Source organism: Acinetobacter sp. 1124_18A, from assembly GCF_052824995.1.
Window position 1 is genome coordinate 126,936 of record NZ_VTDF01000005.1, and the last position, 20,919, is coordinate 147,854.

The 20,919-nt window shown below is 39.2% G+C and carries 17 protein-coding genes; 10 read left to right on the forward strand and 7 right to left on the reverse strand.

All coding sequences use genetic code 11. The annotated features are described in order from the left end of the window. Positions 1–96: 96 nt before the first annotated feature. The 4 genes from FY048_RS11915 to FY048_RS11930 all read left to right on the forward strand — a co-directional run bounded on the left by FY048_RS11915 (position 97) and on the right by FY048_RS11930 (position 4,876). Entirely contained in the window at positions 97–1,113 is a 1,017-nt protein-coding gene (locus tag FY048_RS11915) for an aspartate carbamoyltransferase catalytic subunit (RefSeq protein ID WP_003652674.1), read from the forward strand. Positions 1,114–1,125: 12 nt separating this feature from the next. After that, positions 1,126–2,364, forward strand: a complete 1,239-nt coding sequence (locus tag FY048_RS11920) for a dihydroorotase (protein ID WP_446091275.1) — start codon at positions 1,126–1,128, stop codon at positions 2,362–2,364. Between the two features lie 210 nt (positions 2,365–2,574). Then, positions 2,575–4,002, forward strand: a complete 1,428-nt coding sequence (locus tag FY048_RS11925; RefSeq protein ID WP_446091276.1) for an OmpA family protein — start codon at positions 2,575–2,577, stop codon at positions 4,000–4,002. A gap of 94 nt (positions 4,003–4,096) precedes the next feature. Continuing rightward, positions 4,097–4,876, forward strand: coding sequence for a Rossmann-like and DUF2520 domain-containing protein (locus tag FY048_RS11930; RefSeq protein ID WP_446091277.1), 780 nt, complete (start codon positions 4,097–4,099; stop codon positions 4,874–4,876). A 14-nt stretch (positions 4,877–4,890) separates the two neighbouring features. Here FY048_RS11930 and FY048_RS11935 read toward each other — a convergent pair whose 3' ends face one another. Both FY048_RS11935 and trmB read right to left on the reverse strand, forming a co-directional pair. Beyond that, positions 4,891–5,517, reverse strand: coding sequence for a glutathione S-transferase family protein (locus tag FY048_RS11935; protein ID WP_446091278.1), 627 nt, complete (start codon positions 5,515–5,517; stop codon positions 4,891–4,893). A 194-nt stretch (positions 5,518–5,711) separates the two neighbouring features. Next, the gene (gene trmB / locus FY048_RS11940) at positions 5,712–6,428 is read right to left on the reverse strand and encodes a tRNA (guanosine(46)-N7)-methyltransferase TrmB (protein WP_174745688.1); all 717 of its coding nucleotides are present in this window, start codon (positions 6,426–6,428) and stop codon (positions 5,712–5,714) included. Positions 6,429–6,573: 145 nt separating this feature from the next. Here trmB and FY048_RS11945 point away from each other — a divergent pair, with 145 nt between their 5' ends. Then, positions 6,574–9,012, forward strand: coding sequence for an ExeM/NucH family extracellular endonuclease (locus tag FY048_RS11945; RefSeq protein ID WP_446091279.1), 2,439 nt, complete (start codon positions 6,574–6,576; stop codon positions 9,010–9,012). A 207-nt stretch (positions 9,013–9,219) separates the two neighbouring features. Next, positions 9,220–9,831: a glutathione binding-like protein gene (locus tag FY048_RS11950; protein WP_016138765.1), complete on the forward strand. Its 612-nt coding sequence runs from the start codon at positions 9,220–9,222 to the stop codon at positions 9,829–9,831. Between the two features lie 57 nt (positions 9,832–9,888). Here FY048_RS11950 and FY048_RS11955 read toward each other — a convergent pair whose 3' ends face one another. Together FY048_RS11955 and ahpF are read right to left on the reverse strand one after the other, a co-directional pair. Next, on the reverse strand, positions 9,889–10,233 hold the full coding sequence (locus FY048_RS11955; protein ID WP_016138764.1) for a hypothetical protein: 345 nt from the start codon (positions 10,231–10,233) through the stop codon (positions 9,889–9,891). A gap of 174 nt (positions 10,234–10,407) precedes the next feature. After that, the gene (gene ahpF / locus FY048_RS11960; RefSeq protein ID WP_446091280.1) at positions 10,408–11,973 is read right to left on the reverse strand and encodes an alkyl hydroperoxide reductase subunit F; all 1,566 of its coding nucleotides are present in this window, start codon (positions 11,971–11,973) and stop codon (positions 10,408–10,410) included. 267 nt (positions 11,974–12,240) lie between these two features. On the opposite strand from ahpF, the gene FY048_RS11965 reads away from it, so the two are divergent. Together FY048_RS11965 and FY048_RS11970 are read left to right on the forward strand one after the other, a co-directional pair. Beyond that, positions 12,241–12,459 (forward strand): DUF1653 domain-containing protein, encoded by a 219-nt coding sequence (locus FY048_RS11965; RefSeq protein ID WP_446091281.1) that lies wholly within the window; start codon positions 12,241–12,243, stop codon positions 12,457–12,459. Between the two features lie 45 nt (positions 12,460–12,504). Then, positions 12,505–13,092 carry an O-methyltransferase gene (locus FY048_RS11970; protein ID WP_446091282.1) on the forward strand — a complete coding sequence of 196 codons (588 nt, stop codon included), beginning with the start codon at positions 12,505–12,507 and terminating at the stop codon, positions 13,090–13,092. 64 nt (positions 13,093–13,156) lie between these two features. On the opposite strand, the gene FY048_RS11975 is transcribed toward FY048_RS11970, so the two are convergent. Next, entirely contained in the window at positions 13,157–13,372 is a 216-nt protein-coding gene (locus FY048_RS11975) for a KTSC domain-containing protein (RefSeq protein ID WP_016138760.1), read from the reverse strand. Between the two features lie 193 nt (positions 13,373–13,565). After that, entirely contained in the window at positions 13,566–14,129 is a 564-nt protein-coding gene (gene ahpC, locus FY048_RS11980; protein WP_016138759.1) for an alkyl hydroperoxide reductase subunit C, read from the reverse strand. A gap of 352 nt (positions 14,130–14,481) precedes the next feature. On the opposite strand from ahpC, the gene hrpA reads away from it, so the two are divergent. Beyond that, positions 14,482–18,339: an ATP-dependent RNA helicase HrpA gene (gene hrpA, locus FY048_RS11985; RefSeq protein ID WP_446091283.1), complete on the forward strand. Its 3,858-nt coding sequence runs from the start codon at positions 14,482–14,484 to the stop codon at positions 18,337–18,339. A 95-nt stretch (positions 18,340–18,434) separates the two neighbouring features. Continuing rightward, on the forward strand, positions 18,435–19,541 hold the full coding sequence (locus FY048_RS11990) for a beta-ketoacyl-ACP synthase III (RefSeq protein WP_446091284.1): 1,107 nt from the start codon (positions 18,435–18,437) through the stop codon (positions 19,539–19,541). 103 nt (positions 19,542–19,644) lie between these two features. On the opposite strand, the gene FY048_RS11995 is transcribed toward FY048_RS11990, so the two are convergent. Next, on the reverse strand, positions 19,645–20,901 hold the full coding sequence (locus tag FY048_RS11995) for an OprD family outer membrane porin (protein WP_446091285.1): 1,257 nt from the start codon (positions 20,899–20,901) through the stop codon (positions 19,645–19,647). Between the last annotated feature and the right edge of the window lie 18 nt (positions 20,902–20,919).

A 20,919-nucleotide genomic window follows, 5' to 3' on the forward strand; every position in this document is an offset into this window, starting at 1 on the left:
CAATTTAGGGCCTTATTCTGTAAAGTTCTTCTGCGAAAAGAGCGGAATTCAGCTACACTATGCACGTTTTCGCGATTCGACCCATAGGAATCCATTATGCATATTGCAGCGTTGCATCAGCCGAGTCAGGTTCAGCTCAATCAAGACGGAAATTTAAAACATTTTTTAACAATTGAGGGGCTTTCAAAAGAAAACCTCACTAAGATTTTAGATACCGCACAAAGCTTTTTAGATGATAATAATAATTTAATTAACCGTCCGCTCTTAGAAGGGTTGACGGTGATGAATCTTTTCTTTGAAAACTCCACCCGTACTCGCACTACTTTTGAAGCAGCAGCAAAACGCTTGTCTGCCAATGTATTGAATATTGATATTGCACGTTCAAGTACATCAAAAGGTGAAACACTACGAGATACGCTCTGGAACCTTGAGGCAATGGCTGCCGATATTTTTGTTGTCCGCCATTCATCTTCGGGTGCTGCACATTTCATTGCTAAAGATGTGTGTCCAAAGGTCGCGATTATTAATGCTGGAGATGGTCGTCATGCCCATCCAACGCAAGCGATGCTCGATATGCTTACCATTCGCCGTGAAACAAAGAAACCGTTTGAAGAGTTGAGCGTTGCCATTATTGGTGACATTAAACATTCTCGTGTAGCACGTTCGGATGTTGCAGCATTACAAACACTAGGATGTAAAGATATTCGTGTGATTGCACCGAATACATTATTACCAGTGGGCTTTTCTGAATATGGCGAACATGTCCGCTTGTTTAACAACATGGATGCAGGGATCGCAGATTGTGATGTGATTATTGCTCTACGTATTCAAAATGAGCGTATTGATTCTCCAGCATTATCCTCACAGTCTGAATTTTACCGAATGTATGGCCTAAACAAAGAACGTCTTGGTTTGGCGAAACCTGATTGTATCGTGATGCATCCGGGTCCAATGAATCGTGGTGTGGAAATTGACTCAAGTGTGGCGGATGGAGACCAGTCGGTTATTTTAAAACAAGTAACTAACGGTATTGCTGTTCGTATGGCTGTGTTGGCACTGTCAATGCAAGGCCAACTCCAAGAGCAAGGTTTAATTGAAGCGATTACGTTGTAAGGAATGGATCACATGAGTATTGTAAAAATTGAAAATGTACGTGTGTTAGACCCAATCCAGAAAACAGACAACGTACAAACCGTATATATTCAAAATGGCAAACTGGTTGCTGCGGTAGAGAAAGTTGAACAAACACTTGATGGTCAAGGTAAATGGCTAATGCCAACCATGGTCGATTTATGTGCGCGTTTGCGTGAACCCGGTCAACAGCAACATGGTACGCTCAAGTCTGAAGGTAAGGCAGCACGTGCTAATGGTATTCTGCATGTCATTACCCCACCAGACTCAAAGCCGATTGTACAAGACAACGGTGCCCTCATTCATGGCTTGATTGAAAAGGCATGGCTTGATGGTGGCATTCATATGCATATTATTGGTGCTCAAACCCAAGGTTTAAATGGTAAACAACCTGCAAATATGGCTGGCCTTAAAAAGGGTGGTTGTACTGCTGTTTCAAATGCCAACGCCGCTTTTGAAAATGATGATGTGGTTATTCGTACTTTGGAATATGCAGCGGGTCTTGGCTTAACGGTTGTGTTCTATGCCGAAGAGCCACAGATTGCTAAAGATGGATGTACACACGAAGGTTTTATTGCTTCTCGCCAAGGTCTGCCGATGATTCCGGCGCTTGCTGAAACTGTAGCGATTGCCAAATATTTGCTTATGATTGAAGCAACTGGCGTAAAAGCTCACTTTGGTTTGTTGTCTTGTGGTGCATCTGTTGAGTTAATCCGTGCTGCAAAAGCAAAAGGCTTACCTGTGACTGCCGACGTTGCAATGCACCAGCTACATTTAACTGAACATTTAATAGACGGTTTTAATTCACTTGCACACGTTCGTCCACCATTGCGTTCTGAGCAAGATAAAGAACTTTTACGTCAAGGATTAAAAGAAGGCGTAATTGATGCAATTTGTACGCACCATGAGCCTTTAAGCAGTTCGGCAAAAATGGCGCCATTTGCAGAAACTCAGCCGGGCATTACAGCTTTTGATACCTATGTATCTTTAGGGATTCAACTCATTAATGAGGGTTTATTTGAACCTCTAGAATGGGTTGCTAAAGTAACGAGCGTGCCAGCGGAGGTTGCCAATATGACCTCGCGTTGGGAAGATGAAGCTGGATGGGTATTGATAGATCCTGTTTTAAGCTGGACAGTAAGCAAAGATACTATTTTGTCGCAAGGGAAAAATACCCCGTTGTTGGGCCAAAACCTAACGGGTAAAGTGCTTCAAACTTTTGCTAATTTATAAGTTACTTAATTAAAGTAAATTTTAAATATGAACAGGTAGATCAATAAGATCTACCTGTTTTGTAAATACTAGATGGAAAATTGTATATAAATTATATAAAAAACAACAAAAGATTGAAGGAAGATTAGAATAAAAAACTATCAGCAAAGAGAAGTATTTGAATAATCAAAAGTTGCTGATTACGACTTATAAGATTCGGGAGAATAATCAATGTCGATAAACCCTATAGAATTGCTTAAAGAAAAAGTATCTTCAATATTATTAGATGAACAGGATGGATACCTAGGCGAAAAATCGAATGCTTTATCTAAGTTTTATCCAATTTTACTTTCATTATTAGCTGCTAAACCTGATCTTATCGGACAATTGAAAAACAGTTTGACTCCTTCTTTATCAGACCTTTTTTCTCATAATGACCAAATCAAGAATACCGTGCTTACCCATTTAAGTGGTACAGCACCAAATAATGAAATAGAAAGTACACTCAACAGTGCAATTAAACCTAGCCTTAATGCAATTTCAGATGTTGCCGGAAATGATCAACAAAGTATTGTGAATTACTTGCGCCAACATGCAGATACTATTCGTTCATATTTACCAGCATGGGCAGTGGGTCTATTAGCGCCTTTAGGTGTTGGTGCAGGCTTATCTTCGGTTACACATTCAACTTCAACAGCTCCACCATTAGCTGCAGCAACTGAAAATACAGGTAAGTCTCGTGGGTTTCTGCCTATTATCGCTCTAATTATTCTGGGTCTTATCATTGCTTGGCTATGGCGTTCTTGTCAGCATAAAGAAGCTGTACCAGCACCAGAACCGTCAGCTGCAAGTGGTGTTGAAGCTGCTGCTGCACCCGCTAGCTTAACCTTGAGTACAGATGATAAAGGAACAGTGAGTCAGTGTCAGGCTGGGATTGGTGATCAAGGCTTCTTGGCAACGCTACAAACCAATGTTAAGAAGGTTTTTTCGACAACTCAAGATTGTAATGTGGATACAAGCCAAACTTATGCGGCTTCATTTACAGATAAAGATGCGCTTGCAGGTGTGTTAGGTGCATTAAAAGGTGTGCCAAATGCATCTTTAGAATGGGTTGGCGATAAAATCACTTTGAAAGCGGGTGATGCGGCAGCATTAGAAGCTTTAACTGCAAAAGTAAAAGCATTGGTGCCACATACTGAGGTTGTTGGTACAGCACCAGCAACAGCAACAGCTGAGCAATCTGTAAGCAATAGCTTAACTGCTTCGCAAACTGCTCTAGGCTCAATTGACCCGAACAATGTCGATGTAAATGCTTTGGTGAAAGCGCTTAACTTACAAATTATTAACTTTGCGAGTGGTTCAAGTGAAATCCCTGCGGATAACAAAGCCATTCTTGATCAAGCTGCAACCCTTTTAAATAAAGTGTCTGGAGTGAAATTAAATGTCGGCGGGCATACCGACTCAACTGGTAATGCTGCTGCAAATAAAGCTTTGTCTCAACGTCGTGCTCAAGCAGTTGTAGATTATTTAACATCTAAAGGTGTAGACGCGTCTAAATTAGTTGCACAAGGTCATGGTTCTGATCAACCAGTTGCTGAAAATACAACTGACGAAGGACGTTTCAAAAACCGTCGTATTGAGTTTTCAGTAGCTCAATAATCGACTCATTTATGAAAAATTAGTTATTTTAATTTGAAAAAAGCTTCTCATTTTGAGAAGCTTTTTTTATAGAGATAAATAGTGTTGGGTTAATATGAAAATCAGTTTGGTAGGAAGTGGACGAGTTGCCTTTCATTTGGCAAAAGGACTCTTGGCTCAAGGTCATAACATCGTACAAGTCTATGCACGTGATTTTGAGAAAACCCAAAAATTTGCAGAGAAAATTCAAGCCAAAGCATGTCAGTCTCTTCAAGATTTTCAAATATCTGATTTAATTATTCTGGCAGTTTCAGATAGTGCAATTGCTGAGCTTGCAAAACAGGTTCATGAGTTATTTCCTGAAATACTTATTGTCCACACTTCGGGTAGCACCAATATTGAAGTCATCAGTCATGTGCATGAAAAAGCAGGGGTGTTTTATCCATTACAAACATTTAGCTTTGAAAGAGATATTGACTGGTCTGCAACGCCGTTGTTTGTTGAAGCAATTTATAAAGATGACTTAATCTTACTTTCAGATTTAGCAAATAGCCTAAGTAGTCGAGTATATCAATACACCTCGAAACAGCGCTTAACTTTGCATTTGGCGGCAGTGTTTGCCTGTAATTTTAGTAATTATTGTTTTGATATGGCAAAGCAGGTTACAGATGATGAGCAGGTCGACTTTAGTTTGCTTCACCCTTTAATTCTGGAAACAGCAAAAAAAGCTACTGAAAATGATCCAAAGCAAATGCAGACAGGGCCAGCGGTACGAAGCGATCAAAATATCTTGGTCATGCATCAAAACTTATTAGCTCAAGCAGAACGAGATGATTTAAAACAGGTCTATCAACTTTTAAGTGATGGCATCTTACAACGCCATCACTCAGCTTAAAGCTCATTTAAAAATTAAGGTTCGCCGTTATTTCCCCATTTTAAAAAGCCCGTACGTTGATTTAAACGTTCAAAATATTGGTCGACGTGGTTAAGCGTTGGATGGTCAAAAGGCGTTGCCTTCCAGCGTTGTACAGAAAGACCAATTGGAATATCAGCTAGAGTGAACTCTGTACCTGCAACATAGGCTTGAGTTTTTGCAAGTTGTTGATCGAGAATCTGCATTTGATGATTCCAGCTATCAATACCTTGTTGTAATAAGTTTGGATCTTGGTGATTTGGTGAATGTCTCAGCAGAGACATAATGGTATAAGTCCAACTGTTATTCAGCTCGATCGCTTGCCAATCAAGCCACTGGTCTACAAAAAATCTTTCTTTTGCTTGAGTAGGGTAAAGCTGTTTTTCTTTGTCAAAAGCATTTGCGAGATAACGGATAATACTATTGGACTGCCAAAGGACTAAATCGCCATCTAAAACAACAGGGATTTGCCCATTTGGGTTTAATTCTAAAAATTCAGGAGATTGTGCTGAACGAACGCCTCTTCCCCAATCTTCTCTTTCATATTCAAGATCTAATTCTTCGCAGAGCCATAAGACTTTACGAACATTAATGGAGTTATCGCGCCCTAAGATTTTTAACATGTGTTGTCCTTAGCAATTTTTAGTATGGCAAGTACCAGTTTCTATAAATAGCTAGATTTGGCTCGATTGGCAATCATTAATTGGAAAGAAGAAATGAATAGATTGGCGCAGTGAATAAGATAGATTTTTAGTTATATAATTTTTTTATGATCAAAAGAAAAAAGGCCTAGTTAATTACTAAGCCTTTTTATTATCTACTTAATCTTTTTAAAGATAAAGTCATTAATTTTATGGCCTGACTCAATACCACGGCGTTCAAACTTAGTCACTGGGCGCCAATCTGGACGAGGGTAGCTATTACCTTTACCTGCCAAGTTTTCAAGGTCTGGACGGTTGTCTAATACATCTAACATCCATTCAGCATACGGTTCCCAATCTGTTGCAGCATGGAACGTACCGCCAAGCTCAAGCTTTTGTTCAACCAATGGCATACGCTCATGGGCAACAAAACGACGTTTGAAATGACGTTTCTTTTGCCAAGGGTCTGGGAAGTAAAGTTGTATGCAGTTAATGCTGTTGTCTGGCATTTCACGTAAAACCTGAATTGCATCTGCATCAAGTACACGTAAGTTTTTAACTTCTGCTATACCTGCTTCATATAGGCATTGAGCAATACCAGGCACATGGACTTCAATGCCCACATAGTTGCGTTCAGGGTTCGCTTTTGCCATAAGGACTAACGAACGCCCCATACCAAAACCGATTTCAACAGTTAAAGGACGCTCTGGGTGTTCAAAGTGTTGACGTAAGTCGCCAACAGGATATTCCAAAATTAAATCGCGATGTTGTTCTAATGCCGTGCGTTGAGACGTATTAAGTGGTGCTGAACGACGCATAAACGTCACAATTTCACGGTGTTCAGGCAAATTGTCTAAGTCTGCAATTTGCGTTTCTAACTGATCGATCGACATAACCTTGGCAATATTGAAATTCAAATGCGGTATTTTAAGTCTTCATGGGATCAAGTCAAATGTTTCGGTGTTTTTCTTCATGTAGATGTCATGATCAATATTTACTCTAAGAGACTAATTAAAACTCATATGAACACTTTTACTCATGAAAACTTTTCAATTAAGAACACTTTCGGTCTTTTTAAGTGCATTAGGTGCATTTTCATATAGCTCAGTTGCTCAAGCACAGCTGATGTTTAGTCAATATGTTGATGGTAGTAGTAATAAAAAGGGGCTAGAGATTTATAACCCAGATGGCGCTACTGTTAATTTAGCCGATTATGAGATTCAACAATTTAATAATGGTGGTACAGCAAAGACGGCAACTTTCCGTTTAGAAGGGGCATTAACTAGTAAGCAGAAGTTTTTAGTAGGCCGCTCAGAGTTGCAAACTGAACTTGGTAGTAAAGTAAATCAGGTCGCTGCTTTATCTTTTAATGGAGATGATGCGGTTGTACTTGTTTATAAAGGTACGCCTGTAGATCGTTTTGGCCGTATTGGTGAGCGTCCAGCAGCGGGATGGGGGATGGCAGTTTCAAGCTTGGGAAATAGTTTTAAGCGTATTGAAACAGAGAATCCAGCTTTAAGTGTTGATGCAACCGCAGCATTTGATTTGGATCATTCATGGTCGGCTTGGACAAACCGAAATGACTTTTCAAATTTATCAGGATCTACTACTCAGCCTCCTGTTGAAACAGTAAGTTGTTCGAGTTCAGATACAGCCATTGCTGACTTAACCACCGCAGCTCAAGACCAGACTTATACTGTGCGTGGTGTGATTACAGCTGACTATCGTTATGCCAATGGATTCTCTGGTTTTTATGTTCAGACACCAGACACTAAAGCACGTGCAAATGTCAGTAATGCTATTTTTGTTTATATTCCAAATAGCAGTGCAGTAAAAGGTGGGCAAGTTGGCGATGAAGTTATTTTGCGTGGCCGATTAACGTCTTATCAAAATCAGCTACAAATAGATCAATTACAACAAGATATTCAAACCTGTAATAGCAATATGGCAAATCAGGTTCAGCCGATTAGCCTCGAACTTCCATTTGCTAGTTTAACGGGTGGCTCAATAAATTCACCGCAGCGTTATCAAGGTATGTTGGTCAAATTACCTCAGACTTTAACGGTGAGTGAGAATTACAATTATGGTCGCTATGGTGAACTCTCGCTAAGTTTAGGCCGCTTATATATTCCAACCAATTTATATCCAGCGTTATCTCCTGAAGCCAAAGCTCTAGCCCAGAAAAACTTATTATCGAAAATTATTTTTGATGATGGTTATAACAATCAAAACCGTACGCCATGGTTACCAAGCAATTTTAGTGCTGCCAATACGCTACGTTCGGGTTATCAACTTAAAAATGCTGAAGGTATTTTAGAATATCGTTTTAATGGTTGGCGTGTGCAACCTGTGCTTGGGCGTAATCAGCCGGAGGTTCTTACTCAACCAAACCCGCGTCAAAGTGTCCTTACTAAAAATGCTAATCACATTCGTGTAGCTTCATTTAACGTTTTGAACTATGACAATGGCGCAACAGGTTTTCCAACAGAGCGTGGTGCGACAACGCAAGCTGAGTTTGATAAACAACATCGTAAAATTGTGAGTGCACTCAAAGCGATTGATGCCGATGTATACGGTTTGATGGAAATTGCTAACAATGGTTATGGCCCAGACAGTGCTATTGCCAATTTGACCAAAGCTTTAGGTAGCGATTGGAAATATGTGGTTCCTGAAAATCTAGACCGTTTAGGTGACGATGCAATTGCTGTGGCTATTATTTATAACAGTAAACGAGTTAAGCCTTTAAATAAGCCTGTTGTGCTCGATTTGGGTGATAAGAACCGAACAACATTGGCGCAAAGTTTCCAAGCAGTTCGTGGTAATAAAACGTTTACCGTTATTCCAAACCATCTTAAATCAAAAAGCTGTAGTGGGGTGGATGCTAGCTCTACTGACGCAGACCAAAAAGATGGTCAAGGCTGCTGGAATCCAACTCGTGTGAAAGCAGTAGATCAAATCGTGCAATGGCTCGCGAAAAATCCAACTCAAGTGCCTAAGCAAAATGCTTTGCTTGTCGGGGATATGAACAGCTACGCAAAAGAAGAGCCTATTTTGTCATTTGAAAAAGCGAATTATAAAGTTTTACTTAATGACGCTAAGGTAGGTCAAGGCACTCAGGCATATAGCTATGTTTTTGGTGTTGCGAGTGATGCCAACGGTAATGGCGGAGCCGGTAATTTAGACCATGCAATTGCAGACGCAGCTTTATATCCAAAAGTGGTCAGAACCTTTGCATGGCATATTAATGCAGATGAGCCAACTGTTCTAGATTACAACGAAGAATACAAAAACGATGAGCAAAAGGCATTGTTTTATGGTGAAGATGCTTATCGTTCTTCGGACCACGACCCTGTAATTGTAGATCTAGATTTAAATGGAAAAGACTCAAGCCATCCCGATGATGATAAGAAAAATGGTATTTTTGATTTCTTATCTGAATTAATGAATTGGCTTAGTCAACTTTTTAAGCGTAATTAACGGAAAAATTGCGTGACGCAAATGTGTTTTATCATATTTTAAACAATCGTCACGCAAGACAACTTGCAAGGAATGATTTTTTCAAGAATATTAGATGGTGTAAGTATTTTATAAGTTTACGCTTTTTTACAATTAAAGAATTGTGCAAACCTTGCAGGTTTTCTAGAAGCAATTTAAAACGTTAATATGAGATAACAAGGATCAGATATGAAATTATATTATTCGCCAGGCGCATGTTCTTTAGCTGCACATATTATTTTAAATGAAATTAATGTTGATTTTGACTTAGAACGGGTAAATTTAAAAACTCATAAAACAGAAAAAGGCGCAGATTATTACGAGATTAATCCAAAAGGATATGTACCAGCTTTAGAAATTAATCCGGGTTTAATGTTAACTGAAAACGTTGCGATTTTACCGTTTCTTGCTCAGCATGATCCTAAGCAGGATTTAATTCCTCCATCAGGGATGGGCCGTGCGAAAGTATTGGAATGGTTGGGATATTTGAACTCTGAATTACATGATGCATATGCAGTCTTCTTTGGGGCGTCATTAACAACTGATGAAAAAACTAAAGCTTATGCAGAAATTGATCGCCTTTTAAAATATATCGATAACTATTTGTCTGAATCTGATTATGATTATTTAGTAAATGATAATTTTGGCCCAGCAGATGCTTATCTATTTGTTTTAACAAACTGGTCAAACTCAATTGAACATGATTTAACACCGTATAAACATATTATTGCTCTACGTAATAAAGTTGCAGAACGTCAATCTGTACAAATTGCGATGCGTGATGAAGGTCTAATTTCTTAATCGGTTTAGACTTAAAAAAAGCCCCTGTATGGACAGGGGCTTTTTTATTTCTAGAGATTAGTGTTGAGCATCTTTTTTAACTTCAGCAGCGGTCTTTTCAACAGCTTGAGCTGTATCGGCAGTTGCCTTACGAGCAGTTGCTTCAGTTTTTGCAGCAGCTTCAGCGGTAGCATCAGCAGCATGATCAGTTGCAGCATCGATTTTTGCAGTAGCATTATCAGTTGCAGTAGCAATATCGCTTGCAGCTTTGTCACCAGCAGATTTGATATCAGCAGTTGCTTGTTGAGCAGCATTTTCTAAGTGTTCACCCGTTGTCGCGCCTGTTTCTGGAGCTTTATCTTTATTACATCCAACAAGAGCAACGGTCGCAGCAAGACCTAAAGCAACAAGTAATTTATTCATTGTGTTTTTCCTTCTAATTCATGGCATCCAAAATTATGGATGTCTAAAATATAAACATAAACTAACTGATTAATAAAGATCGAAAATTGTTAAAGAGTTGTAACTCCAATATTAAAAAAGCCTAGCATTTTGTAATGCTAGGCTTGTATTAAATAAGCATGGTTTGACTAAATTTTACTGCCCAGAACGGATGATGTAATCAAACGCAGAAAGTGATGCTTTAGCGCCTTCACCTACGGCAATAATAATTTGCTTGTAAGGTACAGTGGTACAGTCGCCCGCAGCAAATACACCTTTGACATTGGTTTCGTTGCGATCATTTACAATGATCTCGCCGCGATTGGTTAACTCAACTTCACTGTCTTTTAAGAAGTCAGTATTTGGTAATAAACCAATCTGTACAAAGATCCCTGCAAGCTCTACTACATGCTCTTCATCCGTCGCACGGTCTTTATATTTAAGACCTGTCACTTGTGATCCGTCACCTAACACTTCTGTACTTAAGGCATTCATAATCACAGTTGTGTTCGGCAAGCTATGCAGTTTGTTTTGCAACACTTGGTCAGCGCGAAGTTTTGTGTCGAATTCAACCAGAGTCACATGCTCAACAATCCCTGCAAGGTCAATTGCAGCTTCAACACCTGAGTTACCGCCACCAATCACGGCAACACGTTTGCCTTTGAACAATGGACCATCACAGTGTGGGCAGTACGCGACACCACGGGTACGGTATTCTTGCTCACCCGGTACATTCATTTCTCTCCAACGTGCACCTGTTGAAAGGATCACAGTTTTCGATTCAAGTTTTGCACCGTTTTCAAGTTCAACTTCAACCAGACCATTTATCGTTTGGTTTGCACCTGTGATTTTGCTGACACGTTGCAGGTTCATGATATCGACATCGTATTCACGAACGTGTGCTTCCATCTCGGCAGCAAACTTAGGACCTTGAGTCTTTTGCACGGACGTGAAGTTTTCAATGTCCATGGTATCCATCACCTGACCACCGAAGCGTTCAGCTACGATACCTGTGTTAATACCTTTACGAGCTGCATAGATTGCTGCTGTTGCACCCGCAGGTCCGCCACCAATCACCAATACATCAAAAGCATCTTTGGCATTGAGTGCTGCTGCATCTTTTTCAGCTGAGTTGGTGTCAAGTTTTGCCACAATCTCTTCAAGCGTCATACGACCTTGACCAATGTGTTCATTGTCTTGGAACACCATCGGTACAGCCATGATTTTGCGTTGTTCAACTTCATCTTGGAAGAAAGAACCATCAATCATCGTTGCCGTGGTGTTCGGGTTATAAATCGCGATCAGGTTAAGTGCCTGTACCACATCAGGACAGTTATGACAGCTTAACGATACAAACACATCAAAGTTGGCTTTAAGGTTTAAACCTTTAATCTGGTTAAGCACTTCATTCGACACTTTAGGTGCATAACCAGACACTTGTAACAGTGCCAAGATCAAAGATGTAAACTCATGGCCCATCGGTAAGCCAGCAAAGAACACACGAGGTTGTTCACCTGCTTTAGCCACACCAAAGCTTGGACGACGTGTATTGTTGCCGTCAAAACGGGCAGTTACTTTGTCAGAAAGCTCCGCGATTTCTGTCACTAACTCTTTAATTTGAGCAGCTTTATCTGATTCATCTAAAGCAGCAACTAATTCGATTGGACTTTCTAAACGTTCTAAATAAGCTTTTAATTGAGTTTTAATGTTTTGATCTAACATCTGTTTTTACTCCAATGCATCCAAATTCTTTCAATAGATGCATAGTACGTTAAAACACAAAATAGGTGAAACAGTATGTTTTTATAGATTTAATCGGTTTTTTGAATGTTGCGTGGCACTTATAAACAATATCAAAAATTTAAAGCGCAATTTGTCTTTAAGCACTCTTTATTACTCTTTTTTATCTTTTAAAGTGAAAGTATTTAAAAATTTATATATGTTATATGGCTGTAAAGATTTTATGTCATAACATTAAAAGGTACTTTCATGTCATTGCAACGCGGCATTTATCAGCATTATAAAGGTAATCTCTATCAAGTTTTTTCTGTGGCAAAACACAGTGAGACTGAAGAGAAGCTAGTCGTTTATCAGTGTCTTTATGGTGACTATTCAACTTGGGTACGTCCGCTTGATATGTTTACTGAAACGGTTCAAATGGCTGATGGAAATATCATGCCACGGTTCAAGTTAATTCAAAGCACTTAACTCAAACGGCTGTCATATAAAATAACGATTTTAAAGGGTGAAGATATGCCAAATACTTTTTTCTTACAAAGAGTTTCAGATTTATATGACACCTTTAAACGGCACGATGCACAGCAGTCAGATCGCTTGCTGCGTTATCGAAATATTGAGGCTGAGTCTGCAAAACTTCTGTCGCAATTTATTAGAATGCAGCAAGCCAAGTCCATTTTAGAAATCGGTACCTCAACAGGTTATTCTACTTTATGGCTTGCTGAAGCTGCACAAGCGACTCACGGAAAAGTAACGACACTTGAAATTGATGCCAATCGTAGTGCCGAGGCGAAGCGCCATGTTACTGAACTGGCATTAAATGAAATCGTTGATTTTTGGATCGGGGATGCCGCCGATTATTTAAAAGAATCTCAGGAAACTTTCGATTTTATTTTGTTAGATGCTGAGCGCAATGCTTACGAAAATTATTGGCCCGATTTAAAGCGTCTGATGAAGTGCAATGGTGGTGTTCTCATTATTGATAACGTCATTTCACATGCGGCTGAAGTAAGTTCATTCTTAGCTTTAATTAAAAAAGATGAAAATTTTATGAGCAGTATTTTGTCGGTAGGCGCTGGTTTATGTATTGTCGTAGCAAGATAAGCTATTTGATAATAGAAGTTATACGTTGATAAAGGCCTGTTCAAAGCAGGTCTTAGTTAATATGTTATGAAGCATTCACTAAAGATAAACGCGTAAAGTGTAAGTCGAATTCTAAATATTTATGTACAAAAGCAGCTTTGTCTGTTGAGCGTAATAAGTTGTTATAAATAAATTCTGGTACAGGATGATAAAGTTCGCCTGAACCGTCGCTATAAAATATTTTTAAATGACGTGAAGTCGCGCTGTATTTCCATGAAGTGACAATCTGTGTTTTCGCCATAAATTTTCCCCTTTTATTTCATATTACTAAAGCTCAAAAAAACATCAGGTATATATTCGACATTACTCAAACTTCATGTAATGGGGAAGGGCAGAATTGTAAAAGTATCAGTAGAAAATGTGATGTGCTTATTCAAAACAAAAGAACCATCCGATGAGGGATGGTTCTTTAAGTTTTTAAAATCTAAGAGAGATTAGATTTTACCAACTAGGTCGATAGATGGAGCAAGAGTAGCTTCGCCTTCTTTCCATTTAGCTGGGCAAACTTCACCTGGGTGAGAGTGTACGTATTGAGCAGCTTTTACTTTACGAAGAAGTTCAGACGCGTCACGGCCGATACCACCAGCGTTAAGTTCAACGATTTGGATTTTACCTTCTGGATCGATAACGAAAGTACCACGGTCAGCTAAACCTTCAGATTCGATAAGAACGTCGAAGTTTTTAGAAAGAGTCCAAGTTGGGTCGCCAACTAATGGATATTGGATTTTTTTGATTTCTTCAGAAGTGTCGTGCCAAGCTTTGTGTGTGAAGTGTGTATCAGTAGATACAGCATAAATTTCAACACCAAGTTTTTGGAATTCAGCGTAGTTGTCTGCTAAGTCACCAAGTTCAGTTGGGCAAACGAAAGTGAAGTCAGCTGGATAGAAGAATACAACAGACCACTTACCTTTAAGGTTAGTTTCGTTAACTTCAACAAATTGGCCGTTGTGGTAAGCAGTTGCTTGGAATGGTTTAACTTCAGTATTAATCAAGCTCATCATTGTCTCCATGATTGAGGTTTATATTTAAACTTGTTTACGAGATGTAGAATAAATAAAAATTCTTTATTGGGGAAATAGTATTTTTACATGACTAAAATCGGAAAATTGAATAAGTGATAAATTTACGATTTTTAAGTCCCCAAACACTGTATTCGATTTGACTGCAAAAACATGTAAATCAAATGACAGTTATAGTAAAAGAAACTTGCATAACAACATGAAGTCTACTTAGCCAAAATTCAAGGGTAAAATTTTAAAAAATTAAAAATATATAAAAAACCAAGTGTTTTACCTGAAGGGCATTAGAGCGTAAAATAGAGGATTGTTGTATTTTCAGGAAAATTTGTCTGTGCAGAATGATTTAAATATTGATCAGTGGGTAATGGCAAGAGATCGTTACCGTTTAAATCGTTTGCGTAAAGATAAAAAAGCCAATACAGCAGAGATTGAAAAATTATTTGAACAATCGAATGCCAAAGTAAGGCAGCGATTTGAACGTCTTCCTAAAATTAAACTAAATCAGGAACTACCTGTTTCGCAATATGCTGACCGTTTAATTGATGCGATTCAAAAGCATCAGGTCATTATTGTGGCAGGCGAAACTGGCTCAGGTAAAACCACTCAGCTTCCTCAAATTGCAATGTTAGCAGGCCGTGGCTTAACAGGTATGATTGGGCATACTCAGCCTCGTCGTTTAGCCGCACGTAGTGTTTCTCAGCGTATTGCAGAAGAAGTCGGCGAAAAGCTTGGCGAATCGATTGGTTTTAAAATCCGTTTTAATGAACAAGGTTCGCAAGATTCAATTGTACGGTTAATGACCGATGGTATTTTGCTTGCCGAGTTAGGCAATGACCGTTTCTTGTCTAAATATGACACGATCATTATTGATGAAGCACATGAACGCTCACTCAATATCGATTTTATTATGGGTTATTTAAAGCAGTTACTGCCAAAACGCCCAGACCTAAAAGTTATCGTGACTTCGGCAACTTTAGATGTAAATCGTTTTAGTAATTACTTTAATGATGCGCCTATTTTTGAAGTGGAAGGGCGTAGTTATCCGGTCGAAGTGCTTTATCGCCCAATTTCAGAGATGAATATTGGCGGAAGTGATGACGATGAGTTTGATGATTTCGAAGAAAACTTACCTCGAGCAGTCGTACAGGCAGTTGAAGAATGCTTTGCTGATGCTGAAGCAAAAGGTCATCCTGAACATGCTGATATTTTAATTTTCTCAAGCACCGAGCAAGAAATTCGTGAGTTGCAGGAAACCTTGCAAAAGTACGGACCAAGACATACCGAAATTTTACCTTTGTATGCGCGCTTAGCTGTTTCTGAGCAACAAAGGATTTTCAGTCCAGGTGGAAAGGGTCGCCGTATTATTATTGCGACCAACGTGGCCGAAACCGCACTGACTGTTCCAAACATTCGCTATGTGATTGATAGCGGTTTTGCTCGTATATCGCGTTATAACTACCGTTCACGTGTGCAACGTTTACCAATTGAGGCAATTTCTCAGGCTGCTGCTAATCAGCGTAAAGGGCGTTGTGGTCGTATTGCTGCGGGTGTGTGTATTCGTTTATACAGCGAAGAAGATTTCGTAAGCCGCCCCGAATTTACTGAGCCTGAAATTAAACGAACCAACTTGGCTTCTGTCATTTTGCAAATGCACAGTTTAGGTTTGGGTGAGTTAGAAAACTTTGATTTTATTGAGCCACCAGATTTCCGTCTTGTAAATGATGGGCGGAAGTTACTCATTGAGTTAGGGGCACTTAACGAGAAGAAAAATGAGCTGACTAAAGTCGGGCAAATGATGGCACGTATGCCAATTGACCCTCGACTTGCTCGTATGATCATTGGCGGTGCTCATTTTGGCGTGCTCAAAGAAATCTTGATTGTGGTGAGTGCTTTAGCGGTTCAAGACCCGCGTGAGCGTCCGGCAGATAAACAAATGCAGGCTGACCAAAAGCATGCTTTGTTCAAAGAAGCAGATTCAGATTTTCTGTTTTATTTAAAACTTTGGGATACTTTAAATCCTAAAGGTGAAGCAGGTATGTCTGAAAATAAACGACGTCAGTTTGCCAAGCAGAATTTTTTAAGTTGGTTGCGTTTACGCGAATGGAAACAGACGCATCATCAGTTAGTTGAATTAGCAGAAGGTTTAAAACTCAGCTTTAATGAAAAAGATGCTAACTATGAAAACTTGCATCGTGCATTGCTGACAGGTTTGTTGTCTTTTATTGCCAATAAAACTGATGAACGCAACACCTTTATGGCAGTGCGTCAGCAAAAGGCTAAAGTCTTTCCAGCAAGTACTTTGCACAAAACCAATACCTCTTGGGTGATGGCTTTTGAGATGGTCGAAACCTCTCAAGTGTACTTACGTACTTTAGCTAAAATTGACCCTGAATGGATTTTGCTTGCTGCACGTGATTTATTGAAATATCACTATTTCGAGCCGCATTGGTCTAAGAAAGCTGGCATTGTAAATGCGTATGCTCAAATTTCGTTGTTTGGTTTAATTATTGAACCAAAACGCTTAATTAATTTTGAGAAAGTTGACCAGCCTGCTGCGCATGAAATTTTCTTACGCGATGCATTAACCACAGGTAATTTGGGTACGATCCCACCATTTTTAAAACACAACTTGCTTAAACTTGAAGAAGTTGAACGAGTTGAAGATAAATTGCGTCGCCGTGATTTAGTGGTCGATGAAGAAACGATTTATCAGTTTTATGCCTCTAAAATTCCCGAAGAAATCGCAAGTCGTCGTAGCTTTGAAGATTGGCGCGCGACGGTAGAAGCAAATCATCCGCGTTATTTGTTTGTTGAAGATGATGCACTTTGGCTGAATGACCGACCAACAACGCAGCAATTTCCAGATCATTTACATAATGGTCAGCTACGTTTAGCAACGACCTATCATTTTGACCCAAGCCATGACGAAGATGGTGCGACTGTTCAGATTCCTGTGCAGGCATTGCCTCAAGTTGATGAAAATATCTGGTCATGGGGAATTCCGGGTTGGCGCCAAGATTTAATTGAGGCATTACTTAAAGCTTTACCTAAAGATAAGCGTCGTAATGTAGTGCCAATTCCTGATACAGCTCGTAAGCTCATGCAAGGCATTGATGCAGTACATTTACGTGAACATATTTTTAGTTATTTAGCTTTTGCTTTACGTGGTGAGCAAATTACTGACAAAGATTTCTCGTTTGAACGCATTGATCCATATTTGGTGCCTTTCATTAAAGTAATTGATGAAAAAGGTAAGTTGATTGCAAAAGGCCGTGATTTACCTGAATTAAAAGCGCGTTGTCGCGTAGAAACGCATCGTCCAGTGAAACAGCAAAAAGGTGAGTTTAAAAACTTCCCTGAGAATTTTACTTTTGAGGCTTCACATAAAGTTACGGGTGTTGTTGTGAAACAATATCAGGCTTTGGTACCTACAAAAGCTTTTGCTGAAATTGAAGCTAAAGATGATTCAGGCGTTGTTATACAGACTTTTAATGATCAGGCCGAAGCCATTAAGCAGCATCGTGAAGGGATTATCCGTCTAGTACACATGCAGCTTGGTGACTTAGTTCGCCAGTTGAAAAAGCAGATTTCAAAACCGCTTGCTTTGGCATATTCACCTTTGGGTGATAAAGCTAAGCTTGAGCAGATGTTGGTCTATGCAACGTTGCAAATGGCAATTACAACTTTGCCAATTAATGCAGATGAATTTAACAAACTGCTCGAGCAGGTCAAAAAGCAATTTTTGAGTCATGGTCAACAAGCACTTGAGCAATTAAGTGATATTTATATTCAATGGCAGCAAATTCGCCGTCAGTTATTGGTACTCGACCGAGATATATTTGGCCGTAGCGTTGATGATATTGAAGATCAACTAGATTTAATGTCGCTTGGTAATTTTGTTTATTGCCAACCAGTCGATCTTTGGCAGGAATATCCAAGATATTTAAAAGCGCTGCTATTGCGTTTAGACCGATTGCCAAATAATCTACAGCGAGATCATGCCGCTATTGATGATGTCGATCCATGGATGGACAAGGTATTTAAATTCAAAAACGATCCAAAAATCAAAGAATTGTATTTGATGTTGGAAGAATTCCGCATTTCTTTATTTTCTCAACCGATGAAAACCAAGATGCCTATTTCACCAACTCGACTGCAAAAGTTATGGGATCGTTTGGGAATCAGTTAAGATAGATCGGGGTCTGTTTATGGTGTTGTTTAGCTTACAACGCAATTTATAAATGAAAGATTAACAGACCCTATTCATTTTTTTAGGAGTTTTACATGGGCATTCGTATTACAGGTACTGGGCTATTTCACCCAACAGAAACCATTTCTAATGAAGAACTGGCCGTCAGTTTAAATGCTTATGTGGAACAATATAACCAAGAAAATGCAGAGAAAATTGCAGCGGGTGAACTAGAAGAATTACGTGGTTCAAGTGCTGAATTTATTGAAAAAGCTTCTGGTATTAAAAGTCGTTATGTAATCGAAAAATCAGGTATTCTTGATCCAACTCGTTTGCGTCCTCGTTTGTCTGAACGTTCAAATGATGAACTTTCACTTCAAGCAGAGTGGGGCGTTATTGCTGCGAAACAAGCAATGGGAAATGCAGGCGTGACTGCTGAAGATATCGATGTTGTGATTTTGGCATGTTCAAACATGCAGCGTGCTTATCCAGCAGTTGCGATTGAAATCCAGTCGGCACTTGGTATTCAAGGTTATGCTTACGACATGAACGTTGCATGTTCAGCTGCCACTTTTGGTCTGAAACAAGCGGCAGATGCAATTCGTTCAGGTGCTCGCCGTGTTTTATTGGTGAATGTTGAGATTACTTCTGGTCACCTAGACTACCGTAACCGTGATTGTCACTTCATTTTTGGTGATGTTGCTACGGCTTCTATTATTGAAGAAACGACGACTAAAACTGGTTTTGAAATTTTAGATATTCATTTATTTACTCAATTTTCAAACAACATTCGCAATAACTTTGGTTTCTTAAACCGTAGCGAAGATGCAGTGGTTGACGACAAGTTATTCCGTCAAGATGGCCGCAAAGTCTTTAAAGATGTTTGTCCACTTGTAGCAAAGATTATTAATGCGCAGTTGGAAAAAATACAGTTAACTGCAAATGATATTAAGCGCTTCTGGTTACATCAAGCCAATGCCAATATGAATGAGCTAATCTTGAAATATGTGGCTGGTAAAGAGGCAGATTTAAGCCGTGCTCCAATTATTCTGGATGAGTTTGCCAATACTTCTTCAGCAGGCGTTATTATTGCTTTACACCGTACAGGCCACGAAGTAGATAATGGCGAATATGGCGTGATTTCATCTTTCGGCGCTGGTTATTCAGTAGGTTCGATTGTTGTACAAAAGCATGTTGCTTAAGCTACAAGATTAATTAAAAACGCTCGTAAGAGCGTTTTTTTATGAGCGAAATAATATAAAAAAGCGGGCCAAAATTGGCCCGCTTAGAATGAATCAAAAGTTATTAAAACTTTTTGGTGTAGTTTACAAACAAGCGATCTTCACCAAAGTCATTACCATGTTTAACGTTGTAATCAATACGAATATATTGCAGGGCAACGCCTTTTAAGAACGGTTGCTGAAATGCATAGTTTAAAATCACATTCGACTCGGTTTCATGATTCTTTTCACCATTGGCTGCTTTAAAGTCATGGCCGTAAACATATTTCACCATTGCATTTAAGCCTGGTACATAGTCTTTAAAGTCGTAGCCATACATCACATGGTAAGACTTTTCGTCTTCTTTAAAGAAACCTGTTGCATTCCAGTTAATGAAGTAGGTCTCTGGTAAAAAACCATCTGGTAGAGGGTAAGCGGACTCACCCATAATTTGTTGATAACCTAAACCAAAGGTATGATTTTTTACTTTTAGCGTTTCAAGCACCCCAATATTTTGCGCATCAATATCAAAAGTATTGCCATCATCTTTTGCATTGAAATATTTAAATTTAGAGGTGAGGGCAAAATTAGGTTGTTTCCAATTATGCTCAAGCCCTACATAGTGTTTGTTATAGAGGTCTTCTAAATTACCAAAGTAATATTCGCCCTTTAAAGATGGCGTAAATTGATAGCGCAGATCTATGTAATTTAAGCCATCAGATTCTTTGGTCATTCCATTTGCCGTGAACGAAAACTTTTTAAAGTCTTCTTCATTTCGTGGAGAGACTTTTTCAACCCGCCCAATTTCAGCATAGAGCTGATCTGAAAGTTGCGACTTAAGATTGGTTCCCCAATAAGAGGCAAGCAATTGTCGGCTGGCATCCACAGCCGTTACAGGTAAATCTAGCCAGAGTTCACCGACACTTAAAAGGGTTTTGTCATAGCCCAGTTTTAAAGTGGCGCCGTATTTTAAAAAGTCGGATGCTTGTGACTGGGTTTCCTTGTTAAAAGGTAAAACCGTATCGGCTACATGTTTATCTGAACTCAAGCGAACAGCGTATTGGACAGAAGCATCTGCACCAATCGTAATCGGCTTGTCTGCAATTTGCAGTGGAGTGTCATGCATTTTCGATTTATAAAATAGCGATGCTGCCTGAGACCAACTGCCTGTGTCTTTGAGCGCATCATTATCAAAATCACGGTTGATATAAGCATTCTTTAGCGTGAATTTCCATTCATCTTCGAGCTGCTGATTCGGATTTGCAGCGAATGAATTACCACACATCAATACTAAGGTTGCGAAGGTTAAAGCATGTGGCTGAAAGCGATGTAATAGTTTCATAATCCATTTCCAAAAAGA

Bases quoted from the DNA above. Each gene is read 5' to 3' on its own strand.
- FY048_RS11915 (WP_003652674.1), top strand. From the start codon at position 97: ATGCATATTGCAGCGTTGCATCAGCCGAGTCAGGTTCAGCTCAATCAA.
- FY048_RS11920 (WP_446091275.1), top strand. From the start codon at position 1,126: ATGAGTATTGTAAAAATTGAAAATGTACGTGTGTTAGACCCAATCCAG.
- FY048_RS11925 (WP_446091276.1), top strand. From the start codon at position 2,575: ATGTCGATAAACCCTATAGAATTGCTTAAAGAAAAAGTATCTTCAATA.
- FY048_RS11930 (WP_446091277.1), top strand. From the start codon at position 4,097: ATGAAAATCAGTTTGGTAGGAAGTGGACGAGTTGCCTTTCATTTGGCA.
- FY048_RS11935 (WP_446091278.1), bottom strand. From the start codon at position 5,517: ATGTTAAAAATCTTAGGGCGCGATAACTCCATTAATGTTCGTAAAGTC.
- trmB (WP_174745688.1), bottom strand. From the start codon at position 6,428: ATGTCGATCGATCAGTTAGAAACGCAAATTGCAGACTTAGACAATTTG.
- FY048_RS11945 (WP_446091279.1), top strand. From the start codon at position 6,574: ATGAAAACTTTTCAATTAAGAACACTTTCGGTCTTTTTAAGTGCATTA.
- FY048_RS11950 (WP_016138765.1), top strand. From the start codon at position 9,220: ATGAAATTATATTATTCGCCAGGCGCATGTTCTTTAGCTGCACATATT.
- FY048_RS11955 (WP_016138764.1), bottom strand. From the start codon at position 10,233: ATGAATAAATTACTTGTTGCTTTAGGTCTTGCTGCGACCGTTGCTCTT.
- ahpF (WP_446091280.1), bottom strand. From the start codon at position 11,973: ATGTTAGATCAAAACATTAAAACTCAATTAAAAGCTTATTTAGAACGT.
- FY048_RS11965 (WP_446091281.1), top strand. From the start codon at position 12,241: ATGTCATTGCAACGCGGCATTTATCAGCATTATAAAGGTAATCTCTAT.
- FY048_RS11970 (WP_446091282.1), top strand. From the start codon at position 12,505: ATGCCAAATACTTTTTTCTTACAAAGAGTTTCAGATTTATATGACACC.
- FY048_RS11975 (WP_016138760.1), bottom strand. From the start codon at position 13,372: ATGGCGAAAACACAGATTGTCACTTCATGGAAATACAGCGCGACTTCA.
- ahpC (WP_016138759.1), bottom strand. From the start codon at position 14,129: ATGAGCTTGATTAATACTGAAGTTAAACCATTCCAAGCAACTGCTTAC.
- FY048_RS11990 (WP_446091284.1), top strand. From the start codon at position 18,435: ATGGGCATTCGTATTACAGGTACTGGGCTATTTCACCCAACAGAAACC.
- FY048_RS11995 (WP_446091285.1), bottom strand. From the start codon at position 20,901: ATGAAACTATTACATCGCTTTCAGCCACATGCTTTAACCTTCGCAACC.